Source organism: Rugamonas fusca, assembly GCF_014042365.1.
In the GTDB taxonomy this organism is placed as follows: domain Bacteria; phylum Pseudomonadota; class Gammaproteobacteria; order Burkholderiales; family Burkholderiaceae_D; genus Rugamonas; species Rugamonas fusca.
The window spans coordinates 85,644-105,396 of sequence record NZ_JACEZS010000009.1 but is presented as its reverse complement, the minus strand read 5'-3'; the positions used below and the strand labels follow the sequence as shown (position 1 = coordinate 105,396).

Sequence of the window (19,753 nt, the reverse complement as noted above, 5' to 3'; positions counted from 1 at the left end):
CCTTCGTTGCAGTTCAAGGCAAGGCGCCAAAGCGCGATTCCGGCAGGCCGCGCACGCCGGCCACTTCGGCGCCAAACAGGCCACCGGCCATCGGTTGCGCGGCCCGCGCTTGCGCGCCAAGGCCTTCCCATGCCGTTGTGACGAACAGTTGATTGAATCCGGCGCCGCCCAGGCACAGGCAACTGGGCTGCGTGACAGGAAGCGGCCAGGTCGCCATCAGCGTGCCGTCGGGCGCGTAGCGCGCCACGCGCGAGGCGCCCCACTGGGCGTTCCACAGATAACCTTGTTCGTCGATGACGGAACCATCGGGCCAGGCATCGCTGCCGCGCAAGTCGGCGAACATGGTGGTGCGGGCCGGCCCGCCGCTGCCATAACCGTCCCACCGTACTATGGTCTGGCGCTGCGTGTCGCTGTAATACATGGTGTCGCCATCGAGGCCAAAGCAGATGCTGTTGGCGATGGCGCAGCCGGGTAGCGGCAGCCGCTCCAGCGTCAGATCGGTATTGAGACGGTAGTAGCCGCCGATGGCCTCCTTGTCGGCGCGCTCGTCGAGCGTACCGAAGACGAAGCGCCCCTGCCGGTCGCAACGTGCGTCGTTGACGCGGGTGTGCGCCAGCTCGGGTTCCACCGCTACGATGGTGCTCACCGTGCCGTCGCGCAGGTCCAGCCACGCCAGGCGCGAGGCCAGACCGGCAAGCAGCAGGTCGGGATCATCCGTCAGCGCGAAGCTGCACAGGCGCTCAGGCAAGTGCCACAGCCGGTGCTCGCCCGTGGCCAAGCTGTAACCGTGCAGGCGCGCACCCTGGATGTCGGTCCAGTAGACGCGGGCGCTGCGGTCGCACCACAGCACGCCCTCACCGAGCTCGTCGCCGGCATCGACCAGCAAGGTCAATGGCGCGACCATCAGTGCGACTCGCGCGGCACGGCCGAACCGCGGCAGCCGACCAGGAAGTCCAGGTCCACGCCCTGGTCGGCCTGCAGCACGTGCTCGGTGTACATGGACTGGTAGCCGCCGCGCATGGCCGGTTCCGGCGCGCGCCAGGCTTCCTTGCGGCGCGCCAGCTCGGCGTCATCCACGTCCAGGTGCAGGCGGCGGTTGGGCACGTCCAGCTCGATCATGTCGCCGTCGCGCACCAGCGCCAGCGGGCCGCCCATGGCCGCTTCCGGCGCCACGTGCAGGACCACGGTGCCGAACGCCGTGCCGCTCATGCGCGCGTCCGAGATGCGCACCATGTCCGTCACGCCCTGCGTCAGCAGCTTTTTCGGCAAGCCCATGTTGCCCACTTCGGCCATGCCGGGATAACCTTTGGGACCGCAGTTCTGCAGCACCATCACGCTGTTGGCGTCGATGTCGAGTTCCGGATCGTCGATGCGGCGCTTGTAGTGCTCGATGCTGTCGAACACCACCGCCCTGCCCCGGTGCCGCATCAGCGCGGGCGAGGCAGCCGACGGCTTGATGATGGCGCCGCGCGGGGCCAGGTTGCCCTTCAAAACGGCGATGCCGCCATCGTCCTTGAACGGCGCGGCCAGCGGGTGGATCACTTCCGGATTGAAGTTTTCCGCGTCCGCCACGTTCTCGGCCACGCTGGCGCCGGTGACGGTGAAGGCCGCGCCGTGCAGCTTGCCCAGCATTTCGCGCATCACCACGGGCAGGCCACCGGCGTAGTAGAAGTCCTCCATCAGGTACTGCCCGGACGGCATCAGGTTCAGCAAACAGGGCATGTCGCGCCCCAGCCGGTCCCAGTCGGCCAGTGTCAGTTCCACGCCGATGCGACCGGCGATGGCCAGCAGGTGTACCACGGCGTTGGTGGAACCGCCGATGGCGCCGTTGACCATGATGGCGTTCTCGAACGCGGCGCGCGTCAGAACGTGCGACAGGCGCACATCCTCGTGCACCATGCCGACGATGCGCCGCCCCGTCATCTGGGCCTGCAGCTTGCGGCGCGCGTCCACTGCGGGAATGGCGGCGTTGCCCGGCAGCGCCACACCCAGCGCTTCGACCATGGCGGCCATGGTCGATGCCGTGCCCATCGTCATGCAGTGGCCGGCCGAGCGCGACATGCACGATTCGGCTTCCTTGAACTGGGTCTGCGTCATGCGGCCGCCGCGCACTTCCTCGGAAAACTTCCACACGTCGGTGCCCGAGCCAATTGGCTTGCCCCGATAGTTCCCGTTCAACATGGGACCGCCCGACAGCACGATGGTGGGCAAGTCCACGCTGGCCGCGCCCATCAGGAGCGCCGGAGTGGTCTTGTCGCAGCCCGTCAACAGCACCACGCCGTCGAGCGGGTTGGCGCGGATCGATTCTTCCACGTCCATGCTGGCCAGGTTACGGAACAACATGGCCGTGGGCCGCAGGTTCGATTCGCCCAGCGACATGACGGGGAATTCGACCGGCAGCCCGCCCGCTTCCAGCACGCCGCGCTTGACGGCTTCGGCCAGGTCGCGGAAGTGGGCGTTGCAGGGCGTGAGCTCGGACCAGGTGTTGCAGATGCCGATCACGGGCCGGCCGTCGAAGGCGTCGTCCGGTATGCCCTGGTTCTTCATCCAGCTGCGGTGAATGAAGGCATCCTTGTCGTTGCCGCCGAACCAGTGCTGGGAGCGCAACGTGCGTTTTTTCGTCTCGGTCATGTTATGTCTGGGTGGTGAGGTGAATGAAGGTGCCGGTCACAGCGCCAGTTCCGCGGCAGCCGGCACCAGCCCGCGCGCCGCCGCCACCGCCATCGCGCCGGCCCCGGACAAGCCGGCCTGCTGCGCGTCGGTGGCCACGATGCGCCGGCCGTAAAAGAATCCGTTATCTTCGATCAGCAGGGCCAGCGCGTCGCGCAGCATGGGTTTGCCGCAGATGACGATGGTGGTGTCGGGCCGCATCTGGATGGCGCTGCTGTTTTTCAGGGCCAGCACGTCGTCCGACAGCACGGCGCCGAGCAGGAAGCTGGCGCGCTCGTCGTGCTGCAGGTCGGTGAACTGGGCCAGCGTGCGCACGCTGAAGCAGGCTCGCGCGAGGCCCGTGCGCTGGGCCGTGGAGGCGCCGGCCAGCAGCATCTCGGGCCGCAGCTCGCGCCCGAACTGGGCACCCAGCGACTGGCTGATCAGCGTGTGCTGGGTGATCGCTTGCAGCAGCTCGCCCGACAGCGTGGTGGCGCAGCCGGTGATGCGCTGCGCCTGGTCGATGCTGACCAGCTTCGTGTGCGAACCGGGCAGCACCAGCAAGGCGTGGCCGCTCAGGTCCAGGCGGCGCAGCAGGCCCATGGTTTCCGTCTCCTCGCCGCGCATCATGTCCATCGCCTCGTGATTGAGCAGGCTGACCTTGTGGCCCTGATTGCGCACGCCGGGAATGAACCAGATCGGCTGGGCGCATACTTCCGGCATCTCCATGCGCACCATGCCGCGCGCCAGTTCGGCCAGTCCGACGGGCGCCGTCAGGTGCGGCACTTCCACCAGCCCCAGGCTGGACGTGATCATGCCGCTGGCCAGCACCAGGCCCACGTCGTGCGCTTCCAGCCCGGCCTGGGCCAGCGTCAGCTTGATGATGTCGCGCACGGCGTGCTTGAGGGCGTCCTTGCTGCCGCTGATGGCGCTGTCGCGCACGCCCACCTCCGCCGCGGCCTGCGCCAGCAGGGTCCCGTCACGCCACAAATAGCAGCGGCTGTTGGTGGTTCCGGAATCGATGGTGATAATGTTCATGGCGCGCGCTTGGTTATCTATGCTGGAAGAAGCCACATCTTAGGACCGGCGCTCATGGCTGACTAATGAGAAATTTTCGACTTCCGATATCGTTTTCGATATCTGCTACCATTTCCCGCCCAGGCTGCGGCCCCGTGTTTGCCCCGGGGGACAGGGCTGCCGCGTGCATGTATATCCATTTCGATATCGCTTTCGCGGAAAAAGTCATTAGTAATGCGCTGTGAAATATTTATGATCCACACATCGCAGCCTGTGTCATACCGCCGCAAGCGCGATCACCGTAAGCCGGCTATCCCGCCTGGCCCACATGACCAAACCAATAAGATTCTGGAGACTACGAATGAAGATGAAGACACTGCTTGCCGCCCTGATGATGGTGGGCGCCCTGGGCGCCGTCTCCAACGCCAGCGCGCAAGATAAAGGACTGATCGGGATCTCGATGCCGACCAAGTCGTCGGCCCGGTGGATCGCCGACGGCGACAATATGGTCAAGGTATTCAAGGAAAAAGGCTACAAGCCCGACCTGCAATACGCCGAGGACGACATTCCCAACCAGCTGGCCCAGATCGAAAACATGATCACCAAGGGCGCCAAGGTGCTGGTGATTGCCGCCATCGACGGCACCACCCTGGCCGGCGCGCTGCAAAAGGCGGCCGACAAGGGCGTCAAGGTCATCGCCTACGACCGTTTGATCCGCAATTCCAGGAACGTGGACTACTACGCCACCTTCGATAACTTCCAGGTCGGCGTGCTGCAGGCCCAGTACATCGAAAAGGCGCTGGACCTGCAACACGCCAAGGGCCCGTTCAACATCGAACTGTTCGGCGGTTCGGCCGACGACAACAACGCCTTCTTCTTCTACAACGGCGCCATGTCCGTGCTCAAGCCCTACATGGACCAGGGCAAGCTGGTGGTGCGCAGCAAGCAGATCGGCATGGACAAGGTAGCCACCCTGCGCTGGGACGGCGCCGTGGCCCAGGCCCGCATGGACAACCTGCTGAGCGCCAACTACGGCAAGGCCCGCGTGGACGCCGTGCTGTCGCCGTATGATGGTCTGAGCATCGGCATCCTGTCCTCGCTCAAGGGCGTGGGCTATGGCACACCCAAGCAGCCGTTCCCGGTGGTGACGGGCCAGGACGCGGAAGTGGCCTCGGTCAAGTCCATCCTGCGCGGCGAGCAGCGCTCCACCATCTTCAAGGACACGCGCGAGCTGGCCAAGGTCACGGCCAACATGGTGGACGCGGTCCTGAACGGCAAGACCCCGCCGATCAACGATACCAAGACCTATAACAACGGCGTCAAGGTGGTGCCGGCCTACCTGCTCAAGCCTGTCAGCGTGGACATCAACAACTGGAAACAGGTGCTGGTGAGCGGCAGCGGCTACTACAGCGAGTCGCAGTTCAAATAAGCGGCGCGCCCCGGCGGTGTGCAGCGCCGCCGGGGCATTCATGCAAGACAGTCCGAGAAACCATATGACCAATACCATCCTGGAAATGCGCGGGATAAGGAAGACTTTTCCGGGCGTAGTCGCGCTCGACCATGTGAACCTGAAGGTGCGCGACGGCGAGATCCACGCCATCGTCGGCGAGAACGGCGCCGGCAAATCCACGCTGATGAAGGTGCTGAGCGGGGTCTACCCGCACGGCAGCTACAGCGGCGACATCCACTACCAAGGCCAGGTGCGCGCCTTTCGCGGCATCGCCGACAGCGAACACGCGGGCATCATCATCATCCACCAGGAACTGGCGCTGGTGCCGCTGCTGTCGATCACCGAGAACATCTTCCTCGGCAACGAACCTGGCCGCCACGGCATCATCGACTGGCATGCGGCCCACGCGAAGACCCGCGAACTGCTGCGCAAGGTGGGCTTGAACGAAGCGCCCGACACCCCCGTCAACCGGCTCGGCGTGGGCAAGCAGCAGCTGATCGAAATCGCCAAGGCGCTGTCCAAGCAGGTCAAGCTGCTCATTCTGGACGAGCCGACGGCCAGCCTGAACGAAAGCGACAGCGACGCCCTGCTCTCGCTGCTGCTGGAACTGAAGGCGCAAGGCATCTCCTCCATCCTCATTTCGCACAAGCTCAATGAGATTGCCAAGGTGGCCGACGCCATCACGGTGCTCAGGGACGGCAACACGGTCGACAGCTTCGACTGCCGCACCGAGAAGATCAGCGAAGACCGCATCATCCGCCACATGGTGGGCCGCGACATGGCCGAACGCTATCCGCGCCGCACGCCCAACATCGGCGACACCTGCTTCGAAGTGCGCGACTGGCGCGTGCACCATCCGGAAAACGCGGAACGGCAGGTCATCAAGGGCATCGACCTGAAAGTGCGCAAGGGCGAGGTGCTGGGCATCGCCGGCCTGATGGGCGCGGGCCGCACGGAGCTGGCCATGAGCATCTTCGGCCGCTCCTACGGCCAGAAGATCAGCGGCCAGGCGTTCAAGGATGGCAAGGCGATCGACGTGAGCACGGTGCAAAAGGCCATCGGCCACGGCATCGCCTACGTGACCGAGGACCGCAAGGCACTGGGACTGGTGCTGCAGGACGATATCAAGCGCAACACCAGCCTGGCCAATTTGAATGGCGTGGCGCGCCACCTGGTGATCGACGAGGGCCGCGAATTCCAGGTGGCCGACGATTTCCGCGCCAAGCTGCGCATCCGCTGCGCCGACGTGTTCCAGCAAACGCTCAACCTCTCGGGCGGCAACCAGCAGAAGGTGGTATTGGCCAAGTGGCTGTTCTCCAGACCGGACGTGCTGATCCTCGATGAACCGAGCCGCGGCATCGACGTGGGCGCCAAGTTCGAGATCTACACCATCATCAACCAGCTGGTGGCGGAGGGCAAAAGCATCATCATGATTTCGTCGGAAATGCCGGAACTGCTGGGCATGTGCGACCGCATCATGGTCATCAATGAAGGCAGCTGCGTGGGCGAATTCAGCGCGGCCGAAGCGACGCAGGAAAAGATCATGCGCGCGATTGTATTAAACGGAGACAAGCAACATGGGTAATCACATCGAAGCCGGCGTGGCCGGCGAACTGGCCAACCTGGCCAAGCCGGCCACCGCTGCCACCGCGGCCGCCTCGGCGACGCCGCCAACATCGGCCACTTCAGCCGCGCAGCAGCATGCGCCGCCCACGGGCGCCTCGGCGCTGGGCTTCATCAAGAACAACCTGCGCGAATACGGCATGCTGTTCTCGCTGGTGCTCATCATGGGCTTCTTCCAGCTCATGACCGACGGCACGCTGATGGAGCCGCTCAACATCACCAACCTGCTGCTGCAGAACAGCTACGTGGTCATCATGGCGCTCGGCATGCTGATGGTGATCGTGGCTGGCCACATCGACCTGTCGGTGGGCTCCGTGGTCGGTTTCGTCGGCGCCCTGGCCGCCGTGCTGATCGTGAACTACAACCTGAACTACATCGCCGCCGGGGTCCTATGCCTGGCCGTGGGTGGCCTGATCGGCGCGGCACAAGGCTATTTCGTCGCCTACGCCAAGATCCCGTCGTTCATCGTCACCCTGGCCGGCATGCTGGTGTTCAAGGGCCTGACGCTGGCGCTGCTGCAGGGCCAGTCCGTCGGCCCGTTCCCGGATGGCTTCCAGCACCTGAGCTCCGGTTTCATCCCGGAGCTGTTCAGTGGCGGCGATTTGCGCCTTACTTCCTTGCTGCTGGGCGTGGTGGCTGCCGTGGCGCTGGCTTATGTGAAGCTGCGCGCCCGCGCGCGGCTGGTGGGCAGCGGCATGTCCGATGAACCGCTGGCCTTCTTCCTGGTGCGCAACGTGCTGCTGGCCGCTGCCATCGTCTACTTCAGCTACCTGCTGGCGTCGTACAAGGGCATGCCCAATGTGCTGATCGTGATGGCGCTGCTGATCATGGCCTACACCTTCATCGCCAACCGCACCGTGATCGGGCGCCGCGTGTACGCCGTGGGCGGCAACGAGAAGGCCAGCCGGCTGTCGGGCATCAAGACGGAGCGCGTGAGCTTCGCCACCTTCGTCAACATGGGCGTGCTGGCCGCGCTGGCCGGCCTGATCTTCGCGGCCCGCCTGAACACGGCCACGCCGAAGGCAGGCACCGGTTTCGAACTGGACGTGATCGCGGCCTGCTTCATCGGCGGCGCCTCGGCCTCGGGCGGCGTAGGCAAGGTGATGGGCGCGGTGATCGGCGCCTTCGTCATGGGCGTGATGAACAACGGTATGTCCATCATGGGCATCGGCATCGATTACCAGCAGGTGATCAAGGGGCTGGTGCTGCTGGCGGCCGTGTTCGTGGACGTCTACCACAAGAACAAATAAGCAACGAACATTTCTCCCCTCTTGGCCCGGCAAGCGCCCGCTTGCCGGGTTTTTTTCATCCCATTGCGCCCGATTCCTGCAGCACATCGGAGAATGGAGACCTGCTTTTCACTGGCAGCCATGGCCCAGCTAGCGGTGACCTTACTTGGCTTGTTTGCGTGGACGGCACGGTACGCAGCACTATCAACGATAAATTTGGAAAAGCTCTCCGCTTCACTGACCGATGGGGACCATTGGTTAGACGTACAACGTGAATGTTCAGCGGCACCGTCATCCTCGCTCCCATTTGTTCCTGCCGCGGATACCCGACAAACGGCGCGCGATAGAAAGCAGAACCTCGAGATCTTCAGTCGGTTGTTCGTAAGGATTGCCGATAGTCCCGCATTTGTCGTTGGCTATTGATACAAGAGAACGGAGGTCCATAAGCTTTTCTACCAAATGCAAAGCTGTACCTTCAATAGGTTCGAACTTTTCTGCAACCCTCGATACACGCTCAGGCTGTTCATTCCTCAAACTGATCCAAAGGTCTTGTGCATCCATTCGGATAGCCTAACGTAAAGTGGACGTCATTTTGACGTTTTAAAAACATCAACCTTGCCAGATAATGCCGGTTTGAGCAAGCGGCATGCAGAATACCGTGAGCATAAAACGGCCTAACAGCCGCGAAAAACCGTCATGTCGCTAAGTTAACCAAAGTTGTTCGACCAGGCGCGCTGGCACATCCGTGTCATGCATCACAGCATCGGGGCCAAGCACGCCTGCTAGCGCGCGACAATCATGGGGGCGTCGAACGCGAACGGCCGGGCGATCCGCGGTCCAACGCGCGCCAATATCCAGCCGCTAGAGCACGTCACGGCGGCCAGCAGCCACAGCGGTCAGCAGCACTGACCTGGCGCATCTGGACCGTACTGAAGAAGCGTTACGCTTGCTTACCGCATTCCGATAAACGGCTACAATATGGCCATACTCTCCTTCAAATCCAAACAGACCAAACAACTGTTCGAAGGAAAGGCCGTGCCCCGGTTTGCGAACTTCCGATCCAGCGCGCAACGGAAACTCCAACTACTGGACAGCGCGGCCACCCTGGACTTCTTGCGCTCTCCGCCGGGAAATCATCTGGAGGCACTGAGCGGCGAGCGCCAAGGCGAGTACAGCATTCGGGTGAATGCGCAGTTCAGAATTTGCTTCACCTGGACAGAAAACGGGCCGAAAGACGTGGAAATCGTTGATTATCACTAACTGATGAAGGCTGTGAGATGCTGAAGAATGCAATGCGCCCCATCCATCCCGGCGAAATCTTGCGGGAGGAGTTTCTTGCCCCATTAGGGATGACGGCACATGCGCTGTCGAAGGCGCTTCATGTGACGCCGTCCCGTATCAACGACATCATCAACGAAAAGCGTGGGATAACGGTAGATACCGCGCTGCGGCTCGCGCGCTATTTCGGCGGCGATCCGCAGTCGTGGCTCAACCTGCAACAAGCATACGATTTGAGAATGGCCGCCGGACTGTCCATGCAAAAAATAATAGATGAGATCGAGCCGCGTAACCCCGGCAGCGACAACAGCCAGGAATTGGCAGCATGAACACTAGCCGGCTTTGTTAACGCCCTTCAGAATATCTCCCTGGCCACTGAACGCACGGCACGCAGCAGCAGCTCCGCACCGGGCGATGGCAGATGACCATCCAGCGATACAATCCCGTAGGCATCCATCCGACATGGCAGGTCGATAGGCAGTACGCTCAGCACGTTCTGCGATTCGTAGTACCGGGCCACGGCGATCGGCATCACGTGCAGCGAATCGGTCTGCTGCAGCAGGGCCGTGACCAGCAGCAGCGCCGTGGTGTCGATCACGTTCAATGGCGGCGTGAGGCCGGCGCGGCGGAACATCAGGTCGCAGCGCGAACGCAGGATGCTGCCCTGGGGCGGCAGTATCCACGGCCGGTCCGCGATGTCACTCAATTGCAGGCCATCGACGGCCAGCAGCGGATGGCCCACCCGCACCACCACGCAGGCCGGTTCGTCCGTCAACTCCTCGTACCGCAGGCCGGCCGCGCTGACGCGCTCCGGTATCCGGCCGATCATGAAATCGAGCCGGCCCCGCTCCAGCTGGTCCAGCAGCACATTGCTCTGCTCCATCTGCACGCCGATGCGCAGCCGGGGCGCCTGTTCCTTCACCATGGTCAGCACGCGCGGCAGCAGCACCAGGCCGGGCGTCATGATGGTGCCGATTTCGACCTGGCCCTGCAGGCCGGACTTGACGGCGACGATGTCGTCATGCGCCAGCGACAGGCTGTTCAAGGCCATGCGCGCGTGGCGGATCATGGTCTCGCCGTAGAGGGTCGGCTCCATGCCGCGCGGCAGGCGCTCGAACAACTGCACACCCAGCATGTCCTCCAGCTCCTTGAGCTGCTTGGAGGCGGCCGGCTGGGTCATGTGCAGCTCTTCCGAGGCGCGGTGGATGTTGCGCTGCTCGTCGAGCGCGATCAGCAGCAGCAGTTGCCGGGTCTTCAGGCGGGCTTGCAGAAACCAGTTGGGGTTGATGTCCATAGGCAAATATTATCAGTCTCTGGTCTGGAATGCGAAAAAGCCGGCTGCGGGTCGCGCAGCCGGCTGGCAAGGGGTGAACGATGGCGCGGCGGGGTTCAGACCCAGCCGGCGTCGACGATGAATTCCTGCGACGTGCACATGGCGCCATCATCGGCGGCCAGGAACAGCGTCATGGAGGCGATGTGTTCGGGCAGCAGCTTGCCGGGCAGGCACTGGCTCTTGCTGATTTCCTCCTCGGCCGCCGCGTCCACCCACAGCGCCAGCTGGCGCTCCGTCATCACCCAGCCCGGCGTGACCGTGTTCACGCGGATGCCGTGCGCGCCGTACTCGCGCGCCAGCCCGCGCGTGAGCCCGACCACGGCCGCCTTGGCCGTCGTGTAGACCGGATAGCCGGCGCCCTTGATGTGCCACGAAATGGAACTGATGTTGATGATGGAACCGCCGCCCTTGCGCTTCATGCCCTCGAATACGGCCTGGCAGGTGAAGAACATGGGGCGCTGGTTGATGGCGATGCGCTGGTCCCAGTATTCGGGCGTGACTTCAGCAGTCTGGTGCCGCTGGTCGTTGGCGGCGTTGTTGACGAGGATATCGAAATCGCCATCGACGCCGTCCGGCCCGGCCAGTTCGGCCATGGCCTGGCGCAGTGCGGCGATATCGGCGATGTCACAGTAACGGAATTGCGGCGCCGGGTGGCCCGCCTGCGTCACGCGCTGGCACAACGCTTCGCTTGCCTCGCGCGCGATATCGACGAAGGCCACCAGCGCCCCCTGCCCCGCGAACGCAGCGACCAGCGATTCGCCGATACCGCTGCCGCCGCCGGTGATGAATACCCGCTTGCCGCGCAGGCTGCCGTAGGTGGCCAATTGTCTCATGTCTGTCTCCAAGGTTTGCTGGTTACTTTTATGCGTCATTATCATCCCGCAGCACGGAAGGCAGCAACGCGTGCGGCAGGTTCTGGTAGGCCACGGGCCGCAGGAAACGCTGGATCGCCGCCGTGCCCACCGATGTGCTGCGCCCGTCCGACGTGGCCGGGAACGGCCCGCCATGCACCATCGCGGCCGCCACGTCCACCCCGGTGGGGAAGCCGTTGGCCAGGATGCGGCCGGCCTTGCGCTCCAGCACTGGCAGCAGAGCCTTGGCCGCATCGAGGTCGTCCGCTTCCATCTGCAAGGTCGCCGTCAACTGCCCTTCCAGGCTTTCGGCCACCTGGCGCATCTGCGCCATGTCGCGGCAAACGACCAGCAGCGCGGCCGGGCCGAACACTTCATCGGCCAGTGCGTGCTGCGCCAGGAAGGCGTCGGCACTGGTGCGGAACAGGGCCGGCGCGCCCTTGCCGTCGTGCTGGCCGGCCATGGCCAACGTGGCCACTTGCGGATGCTCGGCCAACTGGCGCATGCCGCGCTGGTAGGCCTGGGCGATGCCGGGGGTGAGCATGGGCGCGGCCCGCCCCTCGGCCACGGCCAGCGCCGCCGCCAGTTCGAAGCGTTCCACGTCCGGGCCATCCAGCGCCAGCAGCAGGCCGGGATTGGTGCAGAACTGGCCCACGCCCAGCGCCAGCGAGGCCGCGAAGTCGGTGGCGATCTGACCGCAACGGGCCGCCAGCGCGGCCGGCAGCAGGAACACGGGGTTGATGCTGCTCATTTCCGCATACACGGGAATCGGCTGCGGCCGCGCGGCCGCCAGCGCCATCAGCGCCAGGCCGCCCGCGCGCGAGCCGGTGAATCCCACCGCTTTCACAGCCGGATGGCGCACCAGTTCCTGTCCCACCTCGTTGCCGGCGCCCGTCAGCAGCGCGAACGCGCCGGCCGGCATGTGGCACTGCGCCAACGCCCTGGCCACGGCGTGCGCCACCAGTTCGGAGGTGCCGGGATGGGCCGGATGGGCTTTCACCAGCACCGGGCAGCCAGCGGCTAGCGCCGACGCCGTGTCGCCGCCGGCCACCGAGAACGCCAGCGGGAAGTTACTGGCGCCGAACACGGCGACCGGCCCCAGACCGATCATGCGGCGCCGCAGGTCCGGACGCGGCGGCGTGCGATCGGGCAGCGCGCGGTCGATCACCACCTCGTTCCATTCGCCCTGGCGCAGCAGGTTGGCGAACAGCTTGAGCTGGTTGACGGTGCGCGTGCGCTCTCCTTCGATGCGGGCGCGCGGCAGGCCGCTTTCCGCGCAGGCGCGTGCTATCAGTTCATCGCCCAGTTCCTCGATCTGGTGGCCGATGGTTTCCAGCAGCGTGGCGCGCTGCTCGTCGCTGCTGGCGCGGAAACCGTCGAACGCTGCCTCGGCCAGCCGGCAGGCCAGGTCGATCTGGGCTGCGTCCACCGCATGGAAGGCCGGTTCCATGCTCTGCCCCTCCGTGGGATTCCAGGCCGTGAATGGCTGGCCCTTGCCGCGCACCGGCATGCCGCCGATGAATGCTTCGCCGCTGATTGTCATAATGGCGTCACCTTGGCGATACCGGCCGGGTACGTGGCTAGCGTGTTGCGCAGCGCTGGCCCGAACGCCGGCGCTTCGATCTCAAACGTTTCACCGGGCTGGACAGCGATGTTGTCGGCCACACTCAGTGTCGCGGTGCCGAAGAAGTGGATATGCACGTCACCGGCGCGGCGGAACAGCGGATACTTGAAGTGATGGTGTTCCAGGTTGGCGATGGTGTGCGACATGTTCTGTTCACCGCTCACGAACGCCTTCTGCCAGCGCACCTGCCCTTGCCCGTCCAGTATGCGCGAGGTGCCTTCCACATGCGGCGGCAATTCGCCCACCAGCAGCGCCGGGCCCAGGCCGCAGGCGCGCAGCTTGGAATGGGCCAGGTACAGGTAGTTCTGCCGCTCCGTCACGTGGTCGGAGAATTCGTTGCCGATCGCGTAGCCGACGCGGTAAGGCTGGCCATCGTCGCCGATCACGTACAGGCCGGCGATTTCCGGTTCCTCGCCGCCGTCGAGCGCGAATTCGGGCATGCGCAAGGGCTGGCCGCTGGCGGCCACGATGGAACCGTCGCCCTTGTAGAACCACTCCGGTTGCACGCCGGCCGTGCCGGCCGGCGGCTTGCCGCCTTCCACGCCCATGCGGAACATCTTCATGCTGTCGCTCAGGTTTTCGACGGCGCCGCCGATTTTCTTGTGCATGGCGTCGCGCGTGTCGGCACTGCCCAGGTGGGTCAGGCCGGTGCCGGTCACGTAGCAATGCGCCGGGTCGGCATGGTCGATCGGCGCCAGCAGGCGGCCAGCGTTCGCCACAGTGGCGTAGTCCTGGGCCATCGTGCCCGCCGCTTCGGCAGCCAGTGCGGCCAGGCTGCGCTTGGCGCGGATCGCGGCCTGGGCCAGCGCATACGTGCTGTCGTAGCCGTCGATCACGCGAATGGTGTCTTGTTCGAGCACGCCCACACGGCGCGTCCCGTCTTCAGTCTTGAATTGAACCAGTAACATGGTGTCTCCCGCTTGTTTTAGTGTGAATGCTTGGGTACTTCCGAACCACGGTTCCCGACGAGGAAATCGAAGTCGCATCCTTCGTCGGCCTGCAACACATGGTCGATATAGAGTTGCTGGTAGCCGCTCCTGGCCGTCGCCGGCTGGCGCGCGGCCCGTTCGGCCAGGCGCTCGGCCAGCGCCGCATCGCTGATCTCCAGGTTCAGGACGCCGCCGGCGCAATCGAGCGTGATCCAGTCGCCGTCGCGCACCACACCGAGCGGGCCGCCGGCCATGGCTTCGGGCGCCACGTGCAGCACCACCGTGCCGTAGGCCGTGCCACTCATGCGCGCGTCCGAGATGCGCACCATGTCCGTCACGCCTTGCGCCAGCAACTTGGGCGGCAGGCCCATATTCCCTACTTCCGCCATGCCGGGATAGCCTTTGGGGCCGCAGTTCTTCATCACCAGCACGGAGTTGGCGTCCACCTCCAGTTCGGGGTCGATGATGCGGGCCTTGTAGTGGTCGAAGTCCTCGAACACGACGGCGCGGCCACGGTGCTGCATCAGCGCCGGCGTGGCCGCGGACGGCTTGAGCACGGCGCCGCGCGGGGCCAGGTTGCCGCGCAGGATGCAAATGCCGCCATCGTCCAGCAGCGGCTTGTCCAGCGGGCGGATCACCTCGTCGTCATACACGGGCGCATCCTGGCAGTTTTGCCACAGCGTCTTGCCGTTCACGGTGAGCGCATCGGGATGGGGCAGCAGCTTGCCATCGCCCATGCGGCGGATGGCGCCTGGCAGGCCGCCGGCGTAGTAGAACTCCTCCATCAGGAAGCGACCCGACGGCATCAGGTCCACGATGGTGGGCATGCCACGGCCGACGCGGGTCCAGTCCTCCAGCGCCAGGTCGACGCCGATGCGGCCAGCGATCGCCTTCAGGTGGATCACTGCGTTGGTGGAACCGCCGATGGCGGCGTTGACGCGGATCGCGTTTTCAAAATTCTCGCGCTTGAGCACCTTCGACAGGCGCAGGTCCTCGTGCACCATCTCGACGATGCGGATGCCGCTCATGTGGGCCAGCACGTAACGGCGCGAATCGACGGCCGGAATGGCGGCATTGTGCGGCAGACTGGTGCCCAGCGCCTCGGCCATGCAGGCCATGGTGGACGCGGTGCCCATGGTGTTGCAGGTACCGGCCGAGCGTGAATGGCCCGATTCGGCGTGCATGAATTCATGCATGGTGATGGTGCCGGCCTTGACCTGCTCGTGCAACTGCCACACGGCCGTACCGGAGCCGATGTCCTTGCCATTGAGCTTACCGTTCAACATCGGGCCGCCGCTGACGACGATGGTGGGCAGGTCCACGCTGGCCGCGCCCATCAGCAGCGCCGGCGTGGTCTTGTCGCAGCCAACCAGCAGCACCACGGCGTCCATCGGATTGCCGCGAATCGATTCCTCGACGTCCATGCTGGCCAGGTTACGGGTCAGCATGGCGGTCGGGCGCAAATTCGATTCGCCGTTCGAGAACACGGGGAATTCGACCGGGAAGCCGCCCGCTTCGAGGATACCGCGCTTGACGTAATCGGCCAGTTGGCGGAAGTGGGCGTTGCACGGCGTGAGTTCGGACCAGGTATTGCAGATGCCGATAATGGGCTTGCCCTGGAATTCGTGATCGGGGATACCCTGGTTTTTCATCCAGCTGCGGTACATGAAGCCATTCTTATCCTGGGTGCCGAACCACTCGGCCGAGCGCAGCTTGGTTTTCTTTGTCGCGGACATGCATTCCTCCTGGTTGAGCGCGCGGCATGCGTGACCGTCCGCGCAGCGATGAGTGATGGTAGTGCGGCCATCCATAACAATCCAATCACTTATTCCTCGTATTCGATATCGAAATGGATATCAATCAACAAGGTGGAATCGGTAGGTGATGCTGCTGCGATGGACCTGGCCAGGCCGCAGCATGGCGCTGGGGAAGGCTGGCTGGTTGGGGTTGTCGGGGAACTGCTGCGGTTCCAGGCACAAGCCAGCGCGGTAGCCGTGTTGGCCCGCGCCGCCTGTGAGGAAATTCCCGCTGTAGAACTGCAAGCCCGGCGCCGTGCATGACACGTCGAGCGCCCGGCCCGAGCCGGGATCATGCAGCCGCGCCGCCAGCGTGGGGTGGGCATACGCGCGCGGACGCAGCGCGAAGTTGTGGTCGTAGCCGCCGCCCAGCGCCAGTTGCGGATGGTCCGCAGCGATGCGCTGACCGACCGCGTGCGGCGTGCGGAAATCGAACGGCGTGCCTTGGACCGGGACGATGGCGCCGGTGGGTATCAAGGCCGCGTCCACCGGGGTGTAATGATCGGCGGCGATCATCAGCCGCTGATCGAGAATATCACCCTGCCCCGCCAGGTTGAAATAAGCGTGGCTGGTCAGGCTGACGGGCGTGGCCCGGTCGCACTCGGCGCGAAAATGGATCAACAATTCATTGGCGCGATTGAGTTCGTAGAGCACGGTCAGCGCCAGGGCGCCGGGGTAGCCCTGGTCGCCGTCCGGGCTCACGTGCGTGAGCGACAGCCGTGCCGCGCTGGCCTTGGCGCTGGGCGCACCTTGCCACAAGGCCGTGTGCAGACCATGGCGCCCGCCATGGAGGTGGTTCTTGCCATCGTTGACGTCGAGCTGCACCTGCTGGCCGTCGTACTCGTAGCGGCCGTGGGCGATGCGGTTGGCGTGGCGGCCGATCAGGGCGCCAAGGTAGCCGCGGTCGTCCAGATATGGGGCGAGCGTCGCGTGCCCGAGCGTGACGTTGGCGCGCACGCCATGCCGGTCCGGCGCATGAATGGCCGTGATGATGCCGCCGAAATCGCTGATGCACACCGTCAGGCCGCAACCGTTATCGAGCGTGTACAGGCTGGCCGCGCGCCCGTCCGGCAACTGGCCGAACGGCGCGCGGGTGATGCTGGGGAGTGGTGAGGCGAACATGGGAATGGTGCCAGGCGCCGCCCCGCTCTGGACATCTCCACGCCAGAGCGAAGCGGCGCCCTGCCCTGTCTTAGAACCAGGCTTCGACCTGCAGGCCGACCGAGGTGCCGTTGGTGGCCGAACCGAAGGCCGGGCCGGCGTTGTTGCTGGCGTTGAGCGCGGCGGTGGCGGGGTCGTTCCACTTGCCGTAGGTGACGAAGGCGCGCAGTTCAGGACGCGACCAGTAGCCCTTGCCGGCCGTGATGGTCGGCGCGATGGTGATCGTGTTCAGGCGCAGCGTCTCGCCGCCGTTCGGCTGGGTGACGCGATGGGTGCCCAGTTCCGCCTGCAGCTTGAAATGCTCGCTCAGCGCGTAGACGGGGCGCGCGCCCAGCGTGGTCCAGGTGCTGGAGCCGCCGGCGTCGGACTTGTCGCGCTGGCCCAGCACCACGAACTCCATGCTGAATTCCGGGGTCGGCTGCATCACCAGGTCGTTGAAAATGCGGGTGCGCTTCACGTCGCTGCCCAGCGTGGTGCTGCCGGAGGCGCCGATGCGGTCATTGCCCACACCGATGCCCGTGCCGGGGCCCACGCCGTACTGGATGCCGAAAGTGTTGCCGCCGCCCAGTACCTTGTCCTGCTTGTGCAGCACGGTCAGTTGCCAGCCATTGTGCTTGTCCTTGCCCTGCGCCGTGATGATGGAGGTGGCGATGTCGATGGTGCCGCCCGGGTTGACGGGCAAGCCTTCGTAGATCAGGTTCTGGCGCAGCGCCGATTTATTGTCCGTCACCAGGCCCGTGGTGGGGTTGGTGGTGATGCTGTCGTTGTCCTTGAAGACGGCGTAGCTGAATTTGCCGGGACCGGCCTTGACGCCGTCGATACCGCCGCCGGTGCCGTTCAGGTTAATGAACTGCAGGTCCAGCATGTGGATGTCCGGACGGTAGTAATAGCGCTTGCCGATCCAGGCCACGCCGCCGTTGAGCACATCGATGCCCTTCGCTTCCACGTAGGCCTTGGCCAGGCCCAGCTTGGCGTCGCCGAACTCGGAGCCCGAGTTCCACTCGTTGGCCCACAGCGTGCCGACAAAGCTCACGCCATCGGGCGTCTTGGCGAATTCCTTGGTGTAGCCGCCTTCGAAGTAGGCGTCGCATTCGTTGCCGAGGCGGTATTTCATCGTGTTGCCACCCAGGCTGTAGCAGTTCTGCGGGCCGTGGCTGCTGCCCACGCCGGCGCGCAGGTAGCCGTGGAAGCCTTCCTCGTCGTGGCCGGCGTCGGCGCGGGCGGCGTTGCCGGCCAGCGTCATGGCTAGCGCCAGCGGCAGCATGGTCAGGATGCGTTGCTTCATGGTTGTCTCCTCTTTGTTTTTGAAATGGTCGGTTGTCGCACTGGACTGGTATCACCGCATGCGGTTCAGATGCCGAGCTTGATACTAGTGGCTGCAACGATTCCTTTCCAATTACTTATTTTTCAATTTCGATACCAAAATTGATATCGAGAAAAATCAGGGACGTACCCCATTTACCCATCCACAAAGCAAAACGGCCGGATCGCTCCGGCCGTTTTGTGCTGTTACTGTTGCACGCTTACTTCAGGTTGTAGAACGCCTCGCGTCCTGGGTAGGAGGCCACATCGCCCAGGTCTTCCTCGATGCGCAGCAACTGGTTGTACTTGGCCATGCGGTCCGAACGGGACATGGAGCCGGTCTTGATCTGCAGCGCGTTCAAGCCCACGGCGATGTCGGCGATGGTCGCGTCTTCCGTCTCGCCCGAGCGGTGCGAGATCACGGCCGTATAACCGGCGCGCTTGGCCATTTCGATGGCGGCGAAAGTCTCGGTCAGGGTGCCGATCTGGTTGATCTTGATCAGGATCGAGTTGGCGATGCCCTTCTGGATGCCTTCCTTCAGGATCTTGGTGTTGGTGACGTACAGGTCGTCGCCCACCAGCTGCACCTTCTTGCCCAGTTCCCTGGTCAGGATCGCCCAGCCGTCCCAGTCGCCTTCAGCCATCGCGTCTTCGATCGAGATGATCGGGTACTTGTCGCACCAGGTGGCCAGCAGGTTGGTGAATTCGGTGGCCGTCAGGCTCAGGCCTTCGCCTTCCAGCTGGTACTTGCCATCCTTGTAGAACTCGGAGGCGGCGCAATCCAGGCCCAGTGCGATCTGGGTGCCTGGCTCGTAGCCGGCTTCCTCGATGGCCTGGATGATCAGCTTGATCGCGTCTTCATGGCTGGCCACGGAAGGCGCGAAGCCGCCCTCGTCGCCCACGGCTGTGGTCAAACCCTTCTTGTGCAGGATTTTCTTCAGCGTGTGGAACACTTCGGCGCCGTAGCGGATCGCCTCGCGGAACGATGGCGCGCCCACGGGAATAATCATGAATTCCTGGATATCCAGGTTGTTGTCGGCGTGCGCGCCGCCGTTGATCACGTTCATCATCGGCACCGGCAGCTGCATGGCGCCCGAACCGCCGAAGTAGCGATACAGCGGCAGGCCCGCTTCCTCGGCCGCCGCGCGCGCCACGGCCATCGACACGGCCAGCATGGCGTTGGCGCCCAGGCGGCCCTTGTTCTCCGTACCATCGAGGTCGATCAGGATACGGTCCAGGAAGGCTTGCTCATTGGCGTCCAGGCCCATGATGGCTTCCGAAATCTCCGTGTTGATGTTCTCGCACGCTTGCAGCACGCCCTTGCCGAAATAGCGCTTGGGATCGCCATCGCGCAGTTCGATCGCTTCGCGCGAGCCGGTGGAGGCGCCCGACGGTACGGCGGCGCGGCCCTTGGCGCCCGATTCCAGCAGCACTTCGCATTCCACGGTCGGATTGCCGCGCGAGTCGATGATTTCGCGGCCGGTCACATTGATGATTGCACTCATAACTAC

At 64.4% G+C, this 19,753-nt stretch carries 17 protein-coding genes; 5 read left to right on the top strand and 12 right to left on the bottom strand.

Features of this window, described 5'->3' with window-relative positions:
• Positions 1 to 13: 13 nt before the first annotated feature.
• The 3 genes from H3H36_RS12240 to H3H36_RS12230 are packed head-to-tail and all read right to left on the bottom strand — an operon-like array spanning position 14 to position 3,687.
• The gene (locus H3H36_RS12240) at positions 14 to 904 is read right to left on the bottom strand and encodes an SMP-30/gluconolactonase/LRE family protein (protein ID WP_182217883.1); all 891 of its coding nucleotides are present in this window, start codon (positions 902 to 904) and stop codon (positions 14 to 16) included.
• Positions 904 to 2,631 carry an L-arabinonate dehydratase gene (gene araD / locus H3H36_RS12235; protein WP_182217881.1) on the bottom strand — a complete coding sequence of 576 codons (1,728 nt, stop codon included), beginning with the start codon at positions 2,629 to 2,631 and terminating at the stop codon, positions 904 to 906. Before araD ends, H3H36_RS12240 begins: the two co-directional genes overlap by 1 nt.
• A 36-nt stretch (positions 2,632 to 2,667) precedes the next feature.
• Complete coding sequence (locus tag H3H36_RS12230; RefSeq protein WP_182217879.1) at positions 2,668 to 3,687, bottom strand: 2-dehydro-3-deoxygalactonokinase; 1,020 nt, start codon at positions 3,685 to 3,687, stop codon at positions 2,668 to 2,670.
• Positions 3,688 to 4,027: 340 nt separating this feature from the next.
• On the opposite strand from H3H36_RS12230, the gene chvE reads away from it, so the two are divergent.
• The 3 genes from chvE to mmsB all read left to right on the top strand — a co-directional run bounded on the left by chvE (position 4,028) and on the right by mmsB (position 7,989).
• Positions 4,028 to 5,095, top strand: a complete 1,068-nt coding sequence (chvE, locus tag H3H36_RS12225; protein WP_182217876.1) for a multiple monosaccharide ABC transporter substrate-binding protein — start codon at positions 4,028 to 4,030, stop codon at positions 5,093 to 5,095.
• A gap of 64 nt (positions 5,096 to 5,159) precedes the next feature.
• Complete coding sequence (mmsA, locus tag H3H36_RS12220; protein ID WP_182217874.1) at positions 5,160 to 6,701, top strand: multiple monosaccharide ABC transporter ATP-binding protein; 1,542 nt, start codon at positions 5,160 to 5,162, stop codon at positions 6,699 to 6,701.
• On the top strand, positions 6,694 to 7,989 hold the full coding sequence (gene mmsB / locus H3H36_RS12215) for a multiple monosaccharide ABC transporter permease (RefSeq protein WP_182217871.1): 1,296 nt from the start codon (positions 6,694 to 6,696) through the stop codon (positions 7,987 to 7,989). The genes mmsA and mmsB overlap by 8 nt, the downstream gene beginning before the upstream one ends.
• Positions 7,990 to 8,259: 270 nt before the next feature.
• On the opposite strand, the gene H3H36_RS12210 is transcribed toward mmsB, so the two are convergent.
• Positions 8,260 to 8,529 (bottom strand): hypothetical protein, encoded by a 270-nt coding sequence (locus H3H36_RS12210; RefSeq protein WP_182217869.1) that lies wholly within the window; start codon positions 8,527 to 8,529, stop codon positions 8,260 to 8,262.
• Positions 8,530 to 8,946: 417 nt separating this feature from the next.
• On the opposite strand from H3H36_RS12210, the gene H3H36_RS12205 reads away from it, so the two are divergent.
• Both H3H36_RS12205 and H3H36_RS12200 read left to right on the top strand, forming a co-directional pair.
• A complete protein-coding gene (locus H3H36_RS12205) occupies positions 8,947 to 9,228 on the top strand; it encodes a type II toxin-antitoxin system RelE/ParE family toxin (protein ID WP_182217866.1) in 282 nt (93 codons plus the stop codon).
• Positions 9,229 to 9,245: 17 nt separating this feature from the next.
• Positions 9,246 to 9,575 (top strand): HigA family addiction module antitoxin, encoded by a 330-nt coding sequence (locus H3H36_RS12200; protein ID WP_182217864.1) that lies wholly within the window; start codon positions 9,246 to 9,248, stop codon positions 9,573 to 9,575.
• Positions 9,576 to 9,601: 26 nt separating this feature from the next.
• Here the strand turns inward: H3H36_RS12200 and H3H36_RS12195 are convergent, their stop codons facing one another.
• From H3H36_RS12195 to eno, 8 genes are all read right to left on the bottom strand, one after another.
• The gene (locus tag H3H36_RS12195) at positions 9,602 to 10,540 is read right to left on the bottom strand and encodes a LysR substrate-binding domain-containing protein (protein WP_182217861.1); all 939 of its coding nucleotides are present in this window, start codon (positions 10,538 to 10,540) and stop codon (positions 9,602 to 9,604) included.
• Positions 10,541 to 10,635: 95 nt separating this feature from the next.
• Positions 10,636 to 11,412, bottom strand: a complete 777-nt coding sequence (locus tag H3H36_RS12190; RefSeq protein WP_182217859.1) for an SDR family NAD(P)-dependent oxidoreductase — start codon at positions 11,410 to 11,412, stop codon at positions 10,636 to 10,638.
• Between the two features lie 28 nt (positions 11,413 to 11,440).
• Positions 11,441 to 12,973 (bottom strand): aldehyde dehydrogenase (NADP(+)), encoded by a 1,533-nt coding sequence (locus tag H3H36_RS12185; RefSeq protein WP_182217856.1) that lies wholly within the window; start codon positions 12,971 to 12,973, stop codon positions 11,441 to 11,443.
• A complete protein-coding gene (araD1, locus tag H3H36_RS12180) occupies positions 12,970 to 13,962 on the bottom strand; it encodes an AraD1 family protein (protein ID WP_182217853.1) in 993 nt (330 codons plus the stop codon). Before araD1 ends, H3H36_RS12185 begins: the two co-directional genes overlap by 4 nt.
• 17 nt (positions 13,963 to 13,979) lie before the next feature.
• Entirely contained in the window at positions 13,980 to 15,719 is a 1,740-nt protein-coding gene (locus H3H36_RS12175) for an IlvD/Edd family dehydratase (RefSeq protein ID WP_182217851.1), read from the bottom strand.
• A 120-nt stretch (positions 15,720 to 15,839) separates the two neighbouring features.
• On the bottom strand, positions 15,840 to 16,901 hold the full coding sequence (locus H3H36_RS12170; RefSeq protein WP_182217849.1) for an aldose epimerase family protein: 1,062 nt from the start codon (positions 16,899 to 16,901) through the stop codon (positions 15,840 to 15,842).
• A 70-nt stretch (positions 16,902 to 16,971) separates the two neighbouring features.
• On the bottom strand, positions 16,972 to 18,225 hold the full coding sequence (locus H3H36_RS12165; RefSeq protein WP_182217847.1) for a maltoporin: 1,254 nt from the start codon (positions 18,223 to 18,225) through the stop codon (positions 16,972 to 16,974).
• A gap of 238 nt (positions 18,226 to 18,463) precedes the next feature.
• Positions 18,464 to 19,747, bottom strand: coding sequence for a phosphopyruvate hydratase (gene eno / locus H3H36_RS12160; protein ID WP_182217844.1), 1,284 nt, complete (start codon positions 19,745 to 19,747; stop codon positions 18,464 to 18,466).
• Positions 19,748 to 19,753 lie beyond the last annotated feature (6 nt).